The following is an 18,870-nucleotide window of genomic DNA, read 5'->3' on the forward strand; positions in this document are numbered from 1 at the left end:
CGAACATGACTCCATAGTGTTAACGCGAGGTGCCTAGCGAACCCATCAACCTCTCTACGTGGCAGGTCAGCGAAGCGTTCACGTTCCAACTACGCACCGCAGTGGACGCGGATTCACGCCAGGTAGCGATCAAGACTGCTGGTCAGGCTCTCGCGCCTGCGGTGTGTGCCTGCGGATCGGGTAAAAGTCCACTGCAGGCCGCCTGACCCTCGACTGGCCGTGAATGGGACCCGCCTACGAGAGCTTCGATCAACGCCGTGCGACGAGCTCAGCTCTTCCTGCTTGGTTGAAAGTCGCCCCCGTGACCTGCCGCGGAGGTGGGCACCCCTGACGAATCCGCCTCTGGTCTCAGGAGGCCCACCGTGACTGTCGCGGTCACAGTGCACCACACCACCGACTCATGGTCGGGCACGGTCGGGGCCCTGCCCCGTGATCCCCCACGCGGGACGCTTAACTCGTCACTCCATGCATGTCACCCGCGTTCGCCCACGGGCATGACCTAGTTGTCCTAGTCGTTGTCCAGTCCGCCTACGGACGCCACCGTTCACCAGCGTGCACGCATGCGCTCTGTACTGCGGCGCAACCCTCCATGAACAGCTCCGTACAGCTATACGCACAGTTGGAAAGCGTGTTGGGGGCAACCCCTCACGAGTTCGAATCTCGTATCCTCCGCCAGTGCCTCACCGGGCACGATGTCGAAGGGCCCCACCGTTCGCGGTGGGGCCCTTCGGCGTTGAAGGTTGCAGTTTGGGTCGCAGTTTCCGACTAGCGCCCGTTGAGGACGGACCGGCTCCCACGGCGGACAGCCCAGCGCGGCGGAGGCGGCGGCACGTTCCACAGTGGTGATTCGCATCGGGTCGCGAGAGCGCTTGACGGGCATGCGGGGAAGGGTGAAACCACCGGTCGACTGGTCAAGACCGCGAACGGGGCGGCCGTCGCTGACGAACCAGCCCTCCTCCCCGCTCGGCAAGTGCGGTCGACCTCCTGCTCGGCAAAGGTGATCACGTCATCTGCGTCTTCGTCCGGAGCCGTCGGGAGAGGAGTCCTCTCACCGATAAGTTCCTGCCACAGCGCGCGGTCGTCAGCCGACACCCACATGTGCCGACCAATCCGGCTGTTCCCTCGGTTGGGCACGTAGACCGGGACGCTCTCGCCCGTGGCGCTCTGCAGGACCAGGTCCTCGATGTGGACAGGTCTCCTCTGCGGGAGGCAGAGCGCGGGCACGAACCAGTCCGCGTGAATGTCACCGCAGTGGCTGGCGCCGTCACTGACGAGACAGTGGCGCTCGCTGCTCGGTACGCACTTCCAGACTTCGAGGTGCCGATATCCGCCGCGGATCACCATTTCTTTGCCGTCGGCGATGTCCTTCCATGGCATGTCGTCGACCCGCGCCCACGGAGCGCGGTCGATCAAGGAAGCCGTCCGATCCTTCGCCACCCAGAGAGGGGTAACGCCGTGTTCCAGGGCGTTGACCGAGCGTCTGCGCACGCTGCTGGGGCTGAGGTGGTGGTACTGGATCTCCCGGCCGATCCTGAGCCCATTGGGACCGGTGACGACGGCGTCCGAGACGCTACGCCGGTTGACCAGGGCAACCTCGGCCTCGGCCTCGGCCTCGGCCTCCAGGCCATACCGTCCGGCAGCCTCGACGATCCGCTCCTTGGTGGCCTTGTGCTGGGCACTCTCGGCCGGCGTCGCCTTGTGCGTGATCGGCAGGTGCGAGGCGACGAGCGGTCGCCTACCGCCTACGCGCCCTCGGCGGATGAACATCCAGGGCGACTTGCCGCCTGACTCCGACAGGCACTCGCGCTTCTCGTGGTGCGCCAGGCATTTTCTGCGGGGTCTGCTGCTGGACGGCGGGCGCAAGTCGGTGGAGCCGATGGCCGCCCGCCTGGGCGAGGACGGGAACCGGCAGGCCCTGGCCCACTTCGTCACTTCCAGCCCGTGGGATGCGGCGCATGTGCGGGCCCGGTTGGCCTGGCGCATGCAGCCGGTCATCAAGCCCACCGCGCTGATCATCGATGACACCGGGTTCCTCAAGGACGGGGATGCCTCCGCGTGCGTGACCCGGCAGTACACGGGCACGGCGGGCAAAGTCACCGACTGCCAGGACGGCGTCTCTCTGCACCTGGCTTCCAACGGTGCCTCGGCGGCGGTGAACTGGCGTCTGTTCCTGCCCGGGAGCTGGGACTCCGCCTCGCCGAAGGCCGATCCGGCCAAAGTGGCCCGCCGTGCCAGATGCGCCATTCCTGCCGAGGTGGGGCATGTCGAGAAGTGGCAGCTGGCTCTCGACATGATCGACGAGACGCGGTCTTGGGGCATCGAAGTACCCCAGGTCATCGCCGACGGCGGCTACCGGGACACCGCCGCCTTCCGGCTCGGCCTGGAAGAACGCGGTCTCGACTACGTGGTGGGCACTCGACCACGACCACCGCGCAACCCGAACATGCACAGCCGTGCACCCCGGCCTACTCCGGCCTGGGCCGACGGCCGGCCCCGGCCTACCCCGAGCCCGCGCAGACCGTGAAGAGCCTGGTCATCGCGGCCGGGAAACGCGCCGCGCGGCCGGTGCAGTGGCGGGAGGGATCGAGGCCGGGCAATGGCCGCAGCGGACACAAACGCATGTACTCGCGCTTCGTGGTCCTGCGGGTCCGGCCTGCCGGACGTGAGACCCGCAAGGCCACGGCCGGCACCGGGCTCCCGGTCCGCTGGCTGTTGGCCGAATGGCCCGCCGACCAGGACGAGCCCGTGCAGTTCTGGCTGTCCAACCTGCCCGAGGCCACCTCCCTGCCCGCCCTCGTGCGCACCGCGAAACTCCGCTGGCGCATCGAGAACGACTACCGCGAGATGAAGCAGACCCTGGGCTTGGCCCACTTCGAAGGCCGAACCTGGCCAGCCCGGCACCACCACGTCACCCTCGTCTCGGTCGCCCACGCCTTCTGCACCCTGCAGCGACTGAGCCGCTCCCCAAAAGAGACGGCGTCGGCCTGAGCCTCTACCAAGTCGTTCGCGAGCTGCAGTTACTCCTCGCGATCTGGACCGGCGCCTGCCCCACCTGTCACCGCGACATGCCAGACCCCGCACCAACATGACCAAGCACTACTAGCCTCACGCGCTGAACACGACTGCACCCTCGCCGACATGGCCTACATCGGTGCAGGCAAGTGGGTCACCACCCCGAAACGCCAGCCGCACCAAGGCGAACTCACCACGACCGAGCAGACGGCCAGCCGGGCTTGTCAGCCGCACGCGCACCCCTCGAACAAGGAGTCGCCGAAATCTCGGCGAGTCTTCTGCAGAGCCCGACACGTCCGAACCGCATGACCGCGACGCCGCTGAAATTCTCAATCTGCCACTCACGCGTGCGGAACCACCTCACGACGCACCAGGCCGGTGGTCACAATTGGAGAGACGTATTCCACCTCGATTCATTCCAGAATACGGAAACCCCAACGAAGATATTTCGACACCACCTCGCCGAGACTGCGGCCCTAACGGGATGGGCTCGCTCGCCGTATCCCGAGGTCATCAACGGAACCGCTGCCGGTGCGCCGACCGCTCAAGGGCATCGATAATCAGCCCCGATGTTCTGTCGGCATTGCCTTATTGCACAACTGACCTAGGCTCATCGAGCACCCTTCGCAGCCACTCCCTCACGGGGGGCTAGCGCCGAAAACAACAGACACGAAGGGAACACTGTTGAGACGCGCAGTCCACAGAAGCCTGCTGGCCTTATTCGCGGCCCTTGGGATAACCCTGGCCTCCAGTACGGCAGCGAACGCGCACTACGTCTACTACGCGGACCTCGTCTGGTCGAACGCCGATTCGTCGCGATGCGTCATGAACCGGTCTGAGACGTCACACGGTTCGACGGGCGGAGGCTACTTCCGCGGTGACTCGATGTCCCAGGCCGAACTCAGCTCCATTCCGTCCGACTGCATCCTTCCCTGGGAGCGCAACACCGGGTGGCTCGCAGAAGGATTCGTCATCTACAAGTGGTACGTCGATGCCCAGGGTGACGGCTCCTGGCTCATCTGCGACCGGACCGATCAGTGGTACATGAACTCCGAGCCGGCATCCACGATGCGCATCACCAGCACCGCCCCGGCAGGCGGCGCGTGCGGCTCCGGCTACTACGGTCTCGGCAACTACGCAGGTATGAAGGACGGCAACGCGTGGTACGGCTGGGACGTCATGATGTGGTCTGGATCCCACCTGCTGCCTGACACGTCGTTCGCGGCACCGCCGGCACCGACCGAGGCGCCCCCTGGAGTGAACGACGACAACGTGGCACCGGCAGGATCGATGCCGGACACCATGCCCGTGTCGGATTCCAACGGGAAGCCCGCCCTCGACGCATCGGGCAACCTCATCGAGACGCAGGTACTCCCGGAGGCCCCGACCGGGGCCAAGAGTCTCGCCGCGGCGAACGCTCCGCGACACTTCACGACCGCTCCGAACGGTGCCACCATCGAAGAGGTCGAAGTCGTACTCGACGGCCTCGTAAGGTAAGGACGCAAGTCCCAAGGAACACAACAGCTCCGGCGCGGATCACTTCCCGCGTCGGAGCTGCGGCGCGGCGAGGAGCGCCAATGCGACTCTCACCAAACAAGAAGAGGAGTCATAAATTGGTCACCTTGCAACGCATTTGCGGGTTCCTCGCACTCATTTCCCTTGCGTGGATCGGGTTTATTGCATTCCTGACAACACCTGACGCACTACTTTTTGCCGCCAAGCGCGGCTCCCTCATTACTCCGATTTCGATCCTCATCCTTGCCGCCAGCGGGTGGATTGCAATCTCATACCGCTTACGGAGAATATCCACTCCGCGATCGACGGCGAGGCATAGGGCTGGATCGTCAACCACGTCGGACTGAAGCTGTACGACCTGTCCTGACTGGCTCTGGAGCCGTATTGGAGTCGCCGTCGGAAGCGCGAGAAGGCTCCGGCTGGTCTCAGTTCTGGTCTCATTCGCGCCCGTCCGGCCCTGTCCGAACAGGGCCACCCCGAACGAACCGCCGCAGGCCAGCACGGTACGGCCTGCTCCGGACCCCCGTACGAACATTTGGAAAGCGTGTTGGGGCAACCCCTCACGAGTTCGAATCTCGTATCCTCCGCCAGTGCCTCACCGGGCACGAAATCGAAGGGCCCCCTGGAAACAGGGGGCCCTTCGACGTGTTCGGCGGTGTACGAGGTGCGTAGGCCGAGGTGCGTAGGCCGAGGTGCGTCGGTTGATGCGCGTCGGTCGAGGCGCGTCGGTCGAGGCGTGCGTCCTCAGTCCGGTCGGTTCGCTTCGGGCTGTTCCGCCAGGGTCTTGATCCGGAGCAGGCGGGTCTCCCAGGAGCGGCCGATGCGGTCGAGCTCGCGGGCCAGTGCGCCGAGGCGGGCGCCGACGGCGACGTGCACCACCTCGCGTCCCCGCCGCTCGGACTCGACCAGGCCGACCTCGCGCAGCACCTCCAGGTGCTTGACGATCGCCTGCCGGCTCACCGGCAGGGCCCTGGCCAGCTCGGACGCCGACACCGGGGCTTCGCCGAGCCGGGCGAGTATCTCCCAGCGCGTCGGGTCGCCGAGCGCCGCGCACACCGCGGGCAGGGCGGGGGCGGTCACCGGTGCCCCGTGGCGGGTGTGGTGGGCGCGGCCTGCTCCACGTACGCCTTCGCCGCGGCCAGTTCGATGAGCCAGCCCTTGTCGTTGCCCTCGCGCTGCTCGAGCCAGGTCGCCGGGTCGTCGGCGAGGCCGGAGAAGCCGCTCTCCACCACTCGCAGGGTCACCCCGCCGCCGTCCCGCTCGTCGATCCAGAACTCGACCAGGGTCGAAGGGGCCGACTCGTCGCGGGAGGGGGTGCCGATCCACCGGAACGCCGCGTAGCGCGGCCTGTCCAGCTCCACCGTCCGGAACCGGAACTCGCCGAGGGACGGATGGCGCACCACCGCCGTGTCGCCCTCGTACCGCACGTCCTGGTCCGCCTCGACCGCGCCGTCGTTGACGTACCAGCCGGGCCGGGCCACCAGTTCCCACACCCGGTCGGCCGGGGCGTCGATGTCGATCTGCCGGGCGATCCGGTCGAGCTCGGCCGCCTCGGTCGTGGAATGTGCCGACTCGTTCATGATTCGTCCCCTTCTCCGTACTGCTGAGTGCCGGGCTGTACTGCAATTAAACGGTTGCACATCGAGAGCTTATTAGCAACCTGGCGGTTGCATCTCGTGTCCTCGCGTTGCTCCATCGAGGGGGAGTCTCGCGGGTATATGTCGCACTATCACCCGATTGAGCCACCCAGGGTCCACTTTGCGGGTATGGAGCGGATTGGTCTGTTGCGTTTCCAGTGAAGGAGGGCCGGTGGCCGAACGCATTGTTCATCGACGCGGTTATCGAAAGGGCCTCGGCGGTGAGATGTGCGCCGAGTTCCTGGGGACGTTCGTCCTGATCCTGTTCGGGGTCGGGTCGGTGGCCGTCGCGGTCGCCGGACTGCCCGGCTCGGGCCGGCAGACCGCGGACTTCGGACCCGCCAACTGGTTGATCATCTCGTGGGGATGGGGCCTGGCCGTCGTGTTCGGCGTCTACGTCGCCGGCGGCATCAGCGGGGCGCACCTCAACCCCGCGGTGACCCTCGGGTTCGCGGTGCGGCGGGACTTCCCGTGGCGGAAGGTGCTGCCCTACTGGCTCGCCCAGGTCGTGGGCGCGTTCGTCGCCGCCGCGCTCGTGTACGCCTGCTACCGGTGGGCGATCGACGCGGCCATCGCCAAGGCGGGCGAGACACGGGAGACGTCCCTGAACACGTACTCCATCTTCGCCACGTTCCCCGCGGAGTACTTCGGGGACTCCTGGTGGGGCCCCCTGCTCGACCAGATCGTGGGCACCGGGATCCTGCTCCTGCTGATCTGCGCGCTCATCGACACCCGCAACACGGCGCCGATGGCCAACCTCCACCCCTACCTCATCGGGCTGGTCGTCGTCGCGATCGGCCTCACCTTCGGCACCAACGCCGGGTACGCGATCAATCCGGCCCGCGACTTCGGCCCGCGCCTGTTCACCTTCTTCGAAGGATGGGGCGACATCGCCCTGCCCGGCACCTTCCAGTGGTTCAGCGGCTACTGGTGGATCCCCATCGTCGGCCCGCTCATCGGCGGGGTCGTCGGGGTCCTGGTGTACGACCTGCTCGTCAGCCCGGTGCTGAAGGCCAGGCTGACCGAGCGCGAGGAAGGGCCGGCCACCGAGGAGCCCTCCTGACGGACGACCCCGGCGACAGGGCCTAGCGGTCGGCGATGTCCTCGCGCAGCCCGTCGGAGAACTCCCACCACGACAGCGGAAGCCAGTCACCGTCGACGAAGGCGTCGACGGTGGCGCCGCGTCCGCGGACGGTCACCGTCGTGCCGGGCGGGTAGGTGGTGCCGGACAGACCCGGCACGGGAACCAGCAGAGTTCCCAGTCGTTGCGCTGACACCCTCTGGCCTCCTTTCGCGGTGTGCGGCGGGCGTCTCGTTCGCCCGGGATTTACCGAGATTACCGACTTGCCCCGTCGCGTCGACCGGAGAACCATGAGAGATGGGTCACGGAAATCCGCGCGCGGACGGAGGCACGACCATGAAGGCTGTCGTCTACAAAGGACCGTTCTCTGTCGCGGTCGAGGACGTCGAGAAGCCGGACATCCGGCATCCGAACGACGTGATCGTGCGCGTCACCTCGACTGCGATCTGCGGCTCCGACCTGCACATGTACGAGGGGCGCACCGCGGCCGAGCCCGGCATCGTCTTCGGCCACGAGAACATGGGGATCGTCGATCAGGTGGGGCAGGGCGTCACGGGACTGAAGAAGGGCGACCGCGTGGTCATGCCCTTCAACGTCGCCTGCGGCTTCTGCACCAACTGCGCCGCGGGCTACACGGGTTACTGCACGACCGTCAATCCCGGCTTCGCGGGCGGCGCGTACGGCTATGTGTCCATGGGTCCCTGGCAGGGCGGCCAGGCCGAGTACCTGCGGGTCCCGTACGCCGACTTCAACTGCCTGAAGCTGCCCGAGGGCGACGCGCACGAGACCGACTTCATCCTGCTCGCCGACATCTTCCCGACCGGCTACCACGGGTGTGAACTCGCCGACGTCCGTCCCGGCGAGAGCGTCGCCGTGTACGGGGCCGGTCCGGTCGGGCTCATGGCGGCCTACTCGGCGCTGCTGCGCGGCGCGAAGAAGGTGTTCGTCGTCGACCGCGTCCCGGAGCGGCTGCAGAAGGCCGAGGAGATCGGAGCGGTGCCCGTCGACTTCTCCGCGGGCGACCCGGTCGAGCAGATCAAGGAGCAGACCGAGGGCGCCGGCACGGACAAGGGCGTGGACGCCGTCGGCTACCAGGCGACGGCGGGCGGGACGGGCAAGGAAGAACCAGCGACCGTCCTGAACTCGCTGGTCAACACGGTCCGGCCGACCGGGGCCCTGGGCGTTCCCGGGCTCTACGTCCCGGCCGACCCGGGCGGTCCGGACGAGCAGGCCAAGCAGGGCATGCTCCTCGTCGCGATCGGCAAGCTCTTCGAGAAGGGCCTGCGGGTGGGGACGGGCCAGTGCAATGTGAAGCGCTACAACCGGCAGCTGCGCGACATGATCATCGAGGGCAGGGCGGAGCCGAGCTTCGTCGTCTCCCACGAACTGCCCCTGGACCAGGCCCCGTCCGGCTACGACAAGTTCGACAAGCGGATCGAGGGCTACACGAAGGTGGTCCTGCACCCCTAGCCGCGCGGACGCAGGCGCGGACGCAGGCGCAGCCGGAACCACAGCGCCACGCACGCTGCCAGGGGGACGGCGACCAGAGGCACCGTCCCCCACGGGAGGCCGGTCCACACCGCTGACAGGCCCACCGCGAAGCTCACGCCGACGAGGCCGAAGAGCAACCACCTGCCGTAGGGCTCCCAGGTCAGCGGTTCGTGGTCCAGCGGCCTGACCAGGCGCACCACGCCGAACACGAGGCACTGCGCGGCGAGGAGCCCTGCGAGCACACCGGCGGCGGCGTTCATCTGGAGTTCGTCGCGGGGCGCCTCCAAGGTGTCCTGTCGCACCCCGTCCTTGCCAAGCACCATGATCTCGCCGCGCCAGGCGGTGGCCGTGACCCGGTCGCCGGGCACGAGCCGCTCCAGGAGCGGTCCTGAGCCGTCGAGGTGCACGGTCCGGCGCCAAGAGTCCCGGTACGTCAGGGTCGCGTCGTGCACGGACTCCTTGCCGGCGGTTCTGTTCTCCGTCTTCTGCACGGTGAGGTGCCAGGTGCTCAAGCAGTCCGTGTCCCCCCGGCTCAGCGCGTCGGAGGAGCAGGGCTCGGCTGCTCGGTAGTCCTGGTAGCACTCGCCGTCGGAGGGAAGCCACCGGGCGAACGTGAGCCAGCATGCTGCCGCCGAGGCCAGGGCCAGCAGGATCAGCAGCACCCCTGTGCGCCGTGCCCGGCCAGGCGACCGCCCGTCCGTGAACCGCGCCTTGGCCCACGCCCGTGGTGCCGTCGTCTCCGGTGGTGCCGTCGTCTCCCGTGGTGCCGTCGCCCTCGACCTCATCGCCCGCCCCCTTCCCGGTCAGGTTCCGTCCAAGGGGCCCCGGAAAACAACGAGGCAGGACGGCAACCGGAGAGGGTCTGCGGCTGCCGTGTCCCGGCAATCCGTCCGTCGTCGTCTACCGCTCCACCCGTATCCGCCGGGTCTCGCTCACCTGGTCGATCTCCGACACCCGGACCGTCGCCCTCATCGTCCAGGTGCCCGGGAGCGGCAGGGTGACGGTGTTGGCGCTCCAGTAGCCGCCCCGGTCGACCAGGTCCGCCTCGATGGGGCCGACGTCCTTGTCGGGGAGGGTGAAGGAGAGGCGCAGTTCGGGTACGGCGGCCAGGCTGCCGTCGGGGCCGAAGACGACGGCCTGGACGGCGTTGTCGCCGGTGCGGCCGGGGTCCAGGGTGATCTGGACCGTGCCGCGGCCCGAGGCGCCGATCTCGAACGGGATCGTGGTGACCGACGCGGGCAGCACACCGCCCGCCGGTACGGCCGTCCGCGCCGCCTCGTCCGCCGCACGGCCGGGCAGGGTGGCGGTGAGCACGGTGGTGACCCCCAGCACGACGGCGGCGACGATGGCCTCGACGAGGACGGACCGGTACAGGCCGCGCCGGAGGGCGGGCTCGGTCCCGGTGCCGGCATCGGGCGGGCGCGGTGGCCGCGGTGGCTCCGGGGGTGGGCCGCCTGCCGGTTGCGGTATCCGCTCGTGCACGCGGTCGGGCTCGCGTACGGCGGCAGGCTCCGTCGCCAGGGCCGTCGTCCACCTCCGGGACACCGCCGCCGCGGCCAGCAGCGCGGCCACCAGGAGCACCTTGACCAGCAGCAGTCTGCCGTACGTCGTTCCGGTGAGCGCCTGCCAGGAGCCGAGGCCCCGCCATGACTGGTAGACGCCGGTGGTCACCAGGACGGTCACGGAGGCGAAGGCGACACGGGAGAAGCGGGTGACGGTGGCGGCGTCCGCGGAGACGCGCAGGGTGAGGATCAGGGCGGTGAGGCCGCCCAGCCAGACCGCGGTGGCGAGCAGGTGCAGGGTGAAGGACGTCATCGCGAGGGGCACCTGGATACCGGCGGAGGCGTGTTCCGCGGCGGCCCAGGTCAGGGCGAGGCCGACGGCCAGGGCGATGCCCACCGCGCCGGCGAGGAGGGTGCGCTCCCCCCGCCGGTCCGCGCGGGACGCCCGGACGAGGAAGAGCGCGACCGGGGCCAGCAGCGCCAGCCTGATCAGCAGCAGCACGCCGGGGCGCGCGGTGAGGGTGTCGGCGAGCGCGGCGGCGTCCAGGGCCGACGACGGGCCCGTACCCGCCTCGTACGGGGCGCGCAGCACCAGGAGGGTGACGGTGGCCGCCAGCAGGGTCCACCAGCCCGCCACCAGCGGGCGGCGCAACGGGGCAGGGTCCGGCGGACGGCACAGGGCGACGAAGGCGGCGGTGCCGATGAGCAGGGCGGCGGCGAGGTAGGCGAGGTAGCGGGCGAGTTGGTGGAGGCCCGCGGTCAGCGGGTCCTCGGTGGGGCCCGTGTCCACGGGTGCGGACGTCTGCGACGGCTTGCCCACGGAGAAGGTGAACGCGCCCGACACCGGGTGGCTGTCGGCGGACACCACCCGCCAGGCCACGGTGTACGTGCCCTCCCCCAGGCCGTCCGGCAGCGCGACCCCGGCCGTGTCGGACCGGCCGTCCGCATGCCCGGCCGCTCCGGTGCGGACGCGGTGACCGCCCGGGTCCAGGACGCGGAAGGAGTCGTCGCGCAGGCCGACGGACTCGCTGAAGGTCAGGGTGACGTGGCCGGGGGCCCGCTGGAGGACCGTTCCGTCGGCGGGGTCGGTGGAACCGAGGGCGGCGTGCGCGGACGCCGGTCCGGCGCCACCGAGGAGGAGCAGGACCAGCAGGGGGCCCAGCAGCACCAGGCGCCGGAGTGCCCGGCTGACCGGGAGGTCCGGGAGGCTCCGACTGACCCGGAGGTCCCGGCTGGCCCTGAGGTCCCGACGGTCCCGGGGGACGCGACAGGCCTGGCCTCGGCTGGCCGGCAGGTCCCGCCGGTTCCGCCGGTTCCGCCGGAGCCAACGGGCCTGGCCCGGCCGGCAGTCCCGGCTGGCCCTGAGGTCCCGACCGTCCTGACCGTCCAGGGGGACGCGACAGTCCCGGCCCCGGCCGGCCCGGCGGTCCCGGCTGGCCGGTGCGTCCCGGCGGTTCCGCTGGAGCCAACGGTCCCGGAGGTCCCGACCGCCCCGGCCGGCCTGGCGGGCCCGGCCAGCCCGGCCCTGGAGACCACGAGAAGTGCTCCCGTCCCCTCGGTCCCCGTGGTCCCACCGCTGTGTCCGGTCGCGTCCTCCCCCTCGCCCCCGGCGTCCAGCGTGCGCATCGTCACCACGGCTCACGTCGTATCTCCGTCGTCGGGGCCCACTGCCTCGGGGATACGTACGGACGCGGAGGCCGTCTCGCTCAGCGGGTCGCCCGGTGTTTCCTCACCACGACGGGCGGGCCGTCACCCCGCCGTCCACCACGAGGTCGTGACCCGTCACCCAGGACGCCAGCCGCGAGGCCAGGAACACGCACGCGTCGCCCACGTCCTCCGGGCGTCCGAGCCGTCCCGTCGGTGCCGCCCGCCGCCACCGCCGTACGCCCTCCGGCCAGGCCTCGGCGAGTCCCTCGCGGTCGACGAGGCCGGGGGAGACGGAGTTCACCCGCACGCCCCACGGGCCGTACTCCAGCGCCGCCGACCGGGCGTGCATCACCACCGCCGCCTTCGAGGCGCTGTAGTGCGCGTGCGCGGGAGCGGGGGCGCGGGCCTCGATGGAGGCGATGTGGGTGACCGTGCCGCCGCCGTCCTGGGCGCGCATGACGGCGGCCGCGGCCTGCGTGCACGCGAAGACGCCGGTCAGGTTGGTGTCCACCACCGCCCGCCACTCGGTCGCCGTCATGCCGGGCAGTTCCCGCAGCGGCTGCACGCCCGCGTTGTTGACCAGCGCGTCGAGCCGTCCGCCGCCCCACTCGGCGGCCTCCCCGACCAGGCGACGGCAGGCGTCCTCGTCGGTGAGGTCGGCGCGCAGGACGGTGGCGCGTCCGCCCCGGCCGCGGATGCGTTCCGCCACCTCCCGCGCCGACTCCACCGTCGTACGGCAGTGCACCGCCACCGCCGCGCCCTCCTCGGCGAAGCGCAGTGCGATCCCCCGGCCGATGCCGCCGCCCGCGCCGGTGACCAGGGCGATCCGTCCGTCGAGCAGGTGTGTGGAGGCGGCGGAACGGGGCGCGGGCGTCATGGGCGGCACAGTGACACGATCCGGGCCGCCTCGGCCGGGTAGCGCGCCGTGAGATCGGCGGCGTCGCCGTGCTCGTAGTCCCCGTAGGTGAAGCCCGGCGCCATCGTGCAGCCGAAGAGCGACCACGCGCCGCCCGCGCCCACCCGGCCGCCCATCCACGTACCGGCGGGCACCGTGTACTGCACGTGCTGCCCGCCCAGGACGTCCGGTCCCAGCACGGCCGTACGCGCGCTGCCGTCCGGGGCGAGGAGGAGCAGTTCGAGGGGATCGCCGAGGTAGAAGTGCCAGACCTCGTCGGCGGGCAGGCGGTGCAGGGCGGAGAAGTCGCCCGGTCGCGCGGTGAGCAGGGCGACGATGGCGGAACCGGCGGGGCGCCCGTCCGGACGCCCGGGGCCCGCCCAGGTGCGCCGGAACAGCCCGCCCTCGCGCGGAATGGGCTCCAGTGCGTAGTGCGCGATCAAATCTTCGGCGGTCGGTGTCGGCGCGGGAGTCACGCGCCGAACGCTACCTCCCGCCGCAGGAAGGCCAGTTGCGCCTTCTTCTCCGGCAGGTACACGTCCGGCAGGTCGACCTCGGGCAGGACCACCGCGGGACCGGCGGTGAAGCCCTGCTTGAGGAAGCGGGCGATCGCCTTCTCGTTGGCCACGTCCGGGTCGACCACGATCCGCGTCCGGTCCAGGCCCAACAGCACGTACGCCATGAGGGCACCCGACAGCGCGGCGGTCCAGCCGGGGCGCGTGCCCTCGGTTCCGGCGGGGGCGAGGAGCAGGTGGACGCCGATGTCGCCCGGCTCGGCGGCGTAGCACTCGCTCACCCGGTCGGCCGCGGGATCGTAGGTCTGGAGCAGAGCGGCCGGCTCGCCGTCCTTGACGACCAGGAATGCGTGGTGGGTGTCGAGGGTGCCCATGTGGGCGTACACGGCGGCGACCTGGTCGCGCGTCAGGTCGTTCATGCCCCAGAAGGCGGCCCGTTCCTCGCCCACCCAGCCGTGGACCACCGCGGCGTCCGCGGCGGGGACCAGGGGCAGGACGCGGACGGTGCCGAAGCCGTCGAGGTGCTGCTCGTGGACCGGGGTGCGGGCGGCGTACGGGGTCGCGGGTGCGTCAGTCATCGGATTCCTTCGTGAGCCGGTCGAAGTCGGTGACCACCGGGGCGAGTTCGCCGCCGAGCCACAGGGGCTGCTGGTCGTGGTGGTGGGGTGAGCCGGGGAGGCCCGAGGCGCCGTGCGGCACCACCCAGCGGCTGTTCGCGCGGTCGGCCAGGTCCCAGACGTACCGCGCGGCCGGGCCGCGTGCGGCGCGGTCCGTGAGGCCGGGCACCGGGGAGGTGCACAGGACGCAGTCGTGGTCCCCTGAGAGGCCGGGCTCGCCCCCGGGGGCGGTGGCGGTGTCCGGCAGCGCCCGCCAGGGGGCCAGGCGGTGGGTGTCACCCCAGGTGCCGGACGGCGGCGAAGCGGCGACCTCCTCCAGCGCGGCGCGGACGGCCGCGGCGCGGTCGATGCCGTACAGGTCCTCCGCACGCAGCAGGTGCTCCAAGGCGTGGCCGAGGCGCGGCACGAGCGCGAGCCACGGCAGGAGCACCTCGGGGTACGCGGGCGGCACGGACGCGGGTGCGAGGACCGGGTGCGCCGCCAGTCTGCGTACGACCGCCGCGCGCACGGCCGCGTACGCCGCGGCGTCGGTGCTGTCGGCGTCCATCCGCCGGTCCCAGGCGAGGATGCGGTCGCGCAGGGCGGCGGCCTCGGGGGTGAGAGGGGTGAGGGGGGTGAGGGGGGTCGGTGGGGCCTCGGGGGGCGCGGCGGTCGGGGTGGCTTCGGGTGTCGGTGCGGCCTCGGGCGTCGGTGCTGTTTCGGGATCCGGTGCCGCTTCAGGTGTCGGTGCGGCCTTGGGCCCTGGTGCGGCTTCGGAAGCCAGTGCCGCTTCGGGCGTCAGTGCTTCGGAAGCCAGTGCCGCTTCGGGCGTCAGTGCGGCTTCGGAAGCCAGTGCGGCCTCGGAAGGCAGGGCTGCGAGGTGGGTCAGGAGGGGGGCGGCCGAGCCCAGGTGGGTGTCCGTGTGGATCGCGGGCATGTCCGCCGCTGACCAGTGCTCCTTGCCCGCGAGCAGCGCGGTGATGCGGTCGGCGCGGTGCGGCGGGGCGAACTCGACGCCCAGGGGCGTGGCCGGGCCGCGCTGGTTGGCCATCACCGCGACGCCGTCGGTGAGGCCGGCGCGGGGCGGGGGGTGCCAGCCGGTCCACTCGTGGCCGGGCTCCCAGGCGGGGACCGGTCGCAGGCCGTTCGCAGCCGGGCGCACGGGGACGCGGCCCGCGACCCGGTGCAGCAGGCCGCCCTCCGTGTCGGCGGCCTGCACCACGTTGACCGGCTCGGCCCACGCGTCCAGGGCGCGGTCCACGTCGGCGACCCGGCGGGCCCGCAGCAGCGGCAGCAGGGCGCCGAAGCCGAGGTCGGCGGTGACGCGGGGCGGGTAGCGCAGGCTGAGGGCGGCCGGGGTGCCGTCGTCGAGGCCCTCGGGGCCGCCGGCGATCACCGGGCCGCGGTCGGTCTCGATGATCTCGACCTCCACGGTGTCCTCCCCGGCGACGTCGATGCGTTCCGTGTGGCGGGCGGCGCGGTGCCAGATGCCGTCGGGGCCGAGCGCCTCGACCCCGGCGCCGGTGCGGCGCAGGCGCTCGCGGTACAGGTCCTGGTAGTCGGCCATCGCGTTGGTGATGGCCCAGGCGACCGTGCCGGTGTGGCCGAAGTGGGCGACGCCGGGGACACCGGGCACGGCGAGGCCGACGACGTCGAACTCCGGGCAGGACAGGTGGACCTGCTGGTAGACGCCGGGGTCCTCGATGAAGCGGTGCGGGTCGCCCGCGATCAGCGCGTGTCCGGTCGTGGTCCGCTCGCCGCTCACCAGCCAGCCGTTGCTCCCCGCGGTGCCGGGGCCGTCGGCGGCGAACAGGGCGACGGCTTCCGGGCCGAGGTGGGTGGAGATGTGCTCGCGCCAGAGCTTGGCGGGGAACCCCGCGAAGAGGATGTGCGTGGCGAGCCAGACGCCGAGCGGGGTCCAGGGGTCCCAGCGGCCCGGGACGAGGCCGGTGCGGGCGAACTCCGGGGCCGGGTTCGGGCGCCCGGGTTCGGTGAGCCCCTCGTTCACGCCGTCCGCGTACGCCCGCACCCAGGCCGCCGTCTCCGGGTCCTTCCGCTCCAGGGCGGTGAAGCAGCGGCGGGCGGTGTCCGCGAGGCGGGCGCGGCGGGCGAGGCGGTCCCAGGACAGGGCCTCGGGGCCGAGGAAGGACGCGGAGGTGCCCTGGGCGCGGTGCCGCTCGGCCTCCAGTTGCCAGGCGCGGTCACGGGCGGTGACCCGGCCCTGGGCGCGGGCGAGTTCGTGCGGGGTGTCCGCGCGCAGGTGCGGGATTCCCCAGGCGTCGCGGTAGGTCTCGGCGCTCACCCCTGTGCCTCTACTTTCCTTTAGGTTAGGCTCACCTAAGTTATGGCGGTCGTGGCCGAATAGTACGTGAAGGGTGAAGGAAACATGGGGCAGGGGCGGGGCTGGGAGGGCGCGGTCCTCAAGCTGATGCGCGCGAAGGACTTCGAGTTCACCGTGACGGGCGTGGAGGACGTGACCCCGCACTACCGGCGGCTGCGGCTGAGCGACGGCGGCATGCTGGCGGCGACCGGGGTCCACCCCACGATGTGGGTGCGGCTGTGGTTCGACAACGCGGGCCGGCCGCACCAGCGGGGGTACACGCTGGTCGACCCGGATCCGGCGGCCGGGACCTTCGCCCTGGAGTTCGCCCTGCACGAGGGGTGCGCGAGCGACTGGGCGCGGGCGGCGAAGCCGGGGGACACCGTCGAGGCGACGGTCCAGGGCACCGGGTTCGAGGTGCCGCAGCCCTCTCCCTCCCGTGTCTTCGCGGTCGCGGACCCGGCGTCCCTGCCCGCGCTCAACTCCCTGCTCGACGCGTTCGGGCCGGTGCCGGCGACCGTCTGGTTCGAGGGGGATACGGACGACGGCCTGCCGTTTCGTACCGACTCCGAGCGGCACGAGGTGCGGGCGGTTGAGCGGCGGGACGCGGGGGCGCGGCTGGTGGCGCGGGTGAAGGAGGAGTTGCCGGAGCTGCTGTCGGCCTCATCTGAGCCGTACGTCTGGATCGCCTGCGACACGGCGACCACGCGAGCGCTCTCGTCGTACGTCCGCAAGGAGCTGGGGGTGCCGAAGCAGCGGGTGAACGCGCTGGGGTACTGGCGCGCGACCTGAGCCCGTACGCGCGATCATCGGGACCATGGACGTCACACTTCACCTCGCCCAGGACCCCGAGGCCGACGAACTCCTCGGGCGCAGCCCGCTCGCCGCGCTGGTCGGCATGCTGCTGGACCAGCAAGTGCCCATGGAGTGGGCGTTCAAGGGTCCCTCGACCATCGCCCGGCGCATGGGGGCGGAAGACCTCGACGCGCACGACATCGCGGCGTACGACCCCGAGTCGTTCGCCGCGCTGCTGTCCGACAAGCCGGCCGTCCATCGCTACCCCGGTTCGATGGCGGGGCGGGTGCAGCAGCTGTGCCGGTACCTCGTCGAGACGTACGACGGTGACGCCGAGGCCGTCTGGCGGGGGGTGAGCACCGGGAAGGAGCTGCTGAAACGGCTCCAGGAACTGCCGGGGTTCGGCAAGCAGAAGGCCCAGATCTTCCTCGCGCTGCTCGGCAAACAGCTCGGCGTCCGTCCCGAGGGGTGGCGCGAGGCGGCGGGGGCGTATGGGGAGGCTGACTCCTTCCGGTCGGTCGCGGACATCAGGGGGCCGGAGTCCCTGACCAAGGTGCGCGCGCACAAGCAGGAGATGAAGGCGGCGGCCAAGGCGGCGAAGGCCTCCGGCAAGTAGGTGCGGCTGCGGGTGCCTGCGGCGGCCTGTGCGGGGTGGTGGGGGTGCGGGTAGCGCGGTGGGTGGGTCGGGGTCGCGCCGGGGGGTGTCCGTCCTCGGAACGGCGCGGAATCGGTCGGCCACAGAAGCGAACTCCGTTGACGCGCCAACCGCTGCGGGCGGACACCCCCCGACACGCCCCCTCCTCGCCGTACGCGGCTCTCCCCGCCCACGCCCCGCGTCCCCCGCCCCGCCGTACGCGGCTCCCCCGCCGCAGCTGCGAGCAGCCGCCACACCGCGGCCGTGCGGGCCGCCGCCCGCCACTCCGCCGCAGCTGCGGATCACCGCTATGCCGCCGCCGCTGCGGGCAGTCGTGCCGCTGGGGCGGCACGGGTGGGCGCAGCGGCACCCCGCAACGCCGGGCCGCGCTCCCACCCGCGCCCGCACCCACCCCGGGTGCCAAGACCACGCCGGGTCGTGTGACCCACCCACCCCGGGTGCCGGGCGGCGCAGATCAGCCCCGTGGCCCAACCCAGGTGGCATCCGTGTCGAAGCTGCTCCCAGCATGGGGCATGACCGAACCACCTAGCGGGTCCCCCGGCGGGACGCCGTACGACGACCGCGGGGTGCACGCCCGCCATGGGACGACGCACGGCCCGGCCTCCGGACCCCAGGAGCCCGAGCCCGCCTTCGAGGGGCCGTTGCACCTCCTGTCCCGCGCCGCCTGGCAGACCGTGCTGTTCACCGGCATCGCCTCGCTGATCCTGGGCGTCCTGGTCCTCGTCTGGCCCGGCGCCTCGCTGCTCGCCGCCGGCGTGCTCTTCGGCCTCTACCTCGTCATCAGCGGCGTCCTCCAGCTGGCCGCGGCCTTCGGTACGCACCGCAGGACCTCGCTGCGGGTGCTGGCCTTCATCAGCGGCGCCGTTTCGATCCTGCTGGGTCTGTTCTGCTTCCGCGGACCCTTGCAGTCGGTGCTGCTGCTCGCGCTGTGGATCGGCATCGGCTGGCTGTTCCGCGGCGTCACCCAGATCGTGGCGGCCGCGCACGACCCGACGATGCCGGCGCGCGGCTGGCAGATCTTCCTCGGCGCCGTCACCGTGGTCGCCGGCATCGTCCTGATCGATTCGCCGGTCGAGTCGGCCACCGTCCTCATGCTGGTCGGCGGCTGGTGGCTGGTCGTCGTCGGCGTCGTCGAGATCGTGACGTCCGTGCGGCTGCGCGGGCGGGCGCACCAGGTTCCCCGCGCGCTGTGAGCGGCGCCCCGCCTAC

The 18,870-nt window shown here is 71.3% G+C and carries 18 protein-coding genes; 8 read left to right on the forward strand and 10 right to left on the reverse strand.

The genetic code is table 11. From position 1 onward, the window contains the following. Positions 1 to 765 precede the first annotated feature (765 nt). Positions 766 to 1,767, reverse strand: a complete 1,002-nt coding sequence (locus R2E43_RS18220) for a hypothetical protein (protein WP_332056373.1) — start codon at positions 1,765 to 1,767, stop codon at positions 766 to 768. Between R2E43_RS18220 and R2E43_RS39000 the strand changes: the two genes are divergently transcribed. From R2E43_RS39000 to R2E43_RS18235, 3 genes are all read left to right on the forward strand, one after another. Continuing rightward, positions 1,760 to 2,524, forward strand: a complete 765-nt coding sequence (locus R2E43_RS39000; protein ID WP_265701132.1) for an IS701 family transposase — start codon at positions 1,760 to 1,762, stop codon at positions 2,522 to 2,524. The two genes, R2E43_RS18220 and R2E43_RS39000, sit on opposite strands and share 8 nt — an antisense overlap. A gap of 95 nt (positions 2,525 to 2,619) precedes the next feature. Continuing rightward, positions 2,620 to 2,988, forward strand: coding sequence for a transposase (locus R2E43_RS39005; RefSeq protein ID WP_265701131.1), 369 nt, complete (start codon positions 2,620 to 2,622; stop codon positions 2,986 to 2,988). Between the two features lie 909 nt (positions 2,989 to 3,897). Further along, a complete protein-coding gene (locus tag R2E43_RS18235) occupies positions 3,898 to 4,509 on the forward strand; it encodes a hypothetical protein (protein ID WP_231908923.1) in 612 nt (203 codons plus the stop codon). A gap of 762 nt (positions 4,510 to 5,271) precedes the next feature. Here R2E43_RS18235 and R2E43_RS18240 read toward each other — a convergent pair. Further along, a complete protein-coding gene (locus R2E43_RS18240) occupies positions 5,272 to 5,607 on the reverse strand; it encodes an ArsR/SmtB family transcription factor (RefSeq protein ID WP_003974904.1) in 336 nt (111 codons plus the stop codon). After that, a complete protein-coding gene (locus R2E43_RS18245; RefSeq protein WP_011029408.1) occupies positions 5,604 to 6,107 on the reverse strand; it encodes an SRPBCC family protein in 504 nt (167 codons plus the stop codon). The genes R2E43_RS18240 and R2E43_RS18245 overlap by 4 nt, the downstream gene beginning before the upstream one ends. A 283-nt stretch (positions 6,108 to 6,390) precedes the next feature. Between R2E43_RS18245 and R2E43_RS18250 the strand changes: the two genes are divergently transcribed. Then, entirely contained in the window at positions 6,391 to 7,227 is an 837-nt protein-coding gene (locus R2E43_RS18250) for an MIP/aquaporin family protein (RefSeq protein ID WP_173668747.1), read from the forward strand. Between the two features lie 22 nt (positions 7,228 to 7,249). Here R2E43_RS18250 and R2E43_RS18255 read toward each other — a convergent pair whose 3' ends face one another. Beyond that, positions 7,250 to 7,441, reverse strand: coding sequence for a hypothetical protein (locus R2E43_RS18255; RefSeq protein ID WP_003974907.1), 192 nt, complete (start codon positions 7,439 to 7,441; stop codon positions 7,250 to 7,252). Positions 7,442 to 7,581: 140 nt separating this feature from the next. On the opposite strand from R2E43_RS18255, the gene R2E43_RS18260 reads away from it, so the two are divergent. Then, on the forward strand, positions 7,582 to 8,715 hold the full coding sequence (locus tag R2E43_RS18260; protein WP_003974908.1) for a glutathione-independent formaldehyde dehydrogenase: 1,134 nt from the start codon (positions 7,582 to 7,584) through the stop codon (positions 8,713 to 8,715). Here the strand turns inward: R2E43_RS18260 and R2E43_RS18265 are convergent. The 6 genes from R2E43_RS18265 to R2E43_RS18290 all read right to left on the reverse strand — a co-directional run bounded on the left by R2E43_RS18265 (position 8,712) and on the right by R2E43_RS18290 (position 16,193). Then, on the reverse strand, positions 8,712 to 9,521 hold the full coding sequence (locus tag R2E43_RS18265) for a hypothetical protein (RefSeq protein WP_332056374.1): 810 nt from the start codon (positions 9,519 to 9,521) through the stop codon (positions 8,712 to 8,714). The two genes, R2E43_RS18260 and R2E43_RS18265, sit on opposite strands and share 4 nt — an antisense overlap. A gap of 115 nt (positions 9,522 to 9,636) precedes the next feature. Further along, positions 9,637 to 11,406, reverse strand: a complete 1,770-nt coding sequence (locus R2E43_RS18270) for a copper resistance CopC/CopD family protein (protein ID WP_332056375.1) — start codon at positions 11,404 to 11,406, stop codon at positions 9,637 to 9,639. Positions 11,407 to 11,967: 561 nt separating this feature from the next. Continuing rightward, complete coding sequence (locus R2E43_RS18275) at positions 11,968 to 12,762, reverse strand: SDR family NAD(P)-dependent oxidoreductase (RefSeq protein WP_003974911.1); 795 nt, start codon at positions 12,760 to 12,762, stop codon at positions 11,968 to 11,970. Next, a complete protein-coding gene (locus R2E43_RS18280) occupies positions 12,759 to 13,256 on the reverse strand; it encodes a cupin domain-containing protein (protein WP_003974912.1) in 498 nt (165 codons plus the stop codon). Before R2E43_RS18280 ends, R2E43_RS18275 begins: the two co-directional genes overlap by 4 nt. Next, positions 13,253 to 13,873 carry a GNAT family N-acetyltransferase gene (locus tag R2E43_RS18285; protein ID WP_030872424.1) on the reverse strand — a complete coding sequence of 207 codons (621 nt, stop codon included), beginning with the start codon at positions 13,871 to 13,873 and terminating at the stop codon, positions 13,253 to 13,255. The genes R2E43_RS18280 and R2E43_RS18285 overlap by 4 nt, the downstream gene beginning before the upstream one ends. Then, the gene (locus R2E43_RS18290) at positions 13,866 to 16,193 is read right to left on the reverse strand and encodes a penicillin acylase family protein (RefSeq protein ID WP_332056376.1); all 2,328 of its coding nucleotides are present in this window, start codon (positions 16,191 to 16,193) and stop codon (positions 13,866 to 13,868) included. The genes R2E43_RS18285 and R2E43_RS18290 overlap by 8 nt, the downstream gene beginning before the upstream one ends. Positions 16,194 to 16,277: 84 nt before the next feature. Between R2E43_RS18290 and R2E43_RS18295 the strand changes: the two genes are divergently transcribed. The 3 genes from R2E43_RS18295 to R2E43_RS18305 all read left to right on the forward strand — a co-directional run bounded on the left by R2E43_RS18295 (position 16,278) and on the right by R2E43_RS18305 (position 18,854). Continuing rightward, entirely contained in the window at positions 16,278 to 17,003 is a 726-nt protein-coding gene (locus R2E43_RS18295; RefSeq protein ID WP_003974915.1) for a siderophore-interacting protein, read from the forward strand. A gap of 25 nt (positions 17,004 to 17,028) precedes the next feature. Next, positions 17,029 to 17,622 carry an HhH-GPD-type base excision DNA repair protein gene (locus tag R2E43_RS18300; RefSeq protein ID WP_003974916.1) on the forward strand — a complete coding sequence of 198 codons (594 nt, stop codon included), beginning with the start codon at positions 17,029 to 17,031 and terminating at the stop codon, positions 17,620 to 17,622. Between the two features lie 551 nt (positions 17,623 to 18,173). Then, positions 18,174 to 18,854 (forward strand): HdeD family acid-resistance protein, encoded by a 681-nt coding sequence (locus R2E43_RS18305; RefSeq protein ID WP_011029402.1) that lies wholly within the window; start codon positions 18,174 to 18,176, stop codon positions 18,852 to 18,854. Positions 18,855 to 18,870 lie beyond the last annotated feature (16 nt).

This window comes from Streptomyces violaceoruber (genome assembly GCF_033406955.1).
Classification (GTDB): domain Bacteria; phylum Actinomycetota; class Actinomycetes; order Streptomycetales; family Streptomycetaceae; genus Streptomyces; species Streptomyces violaceoruber.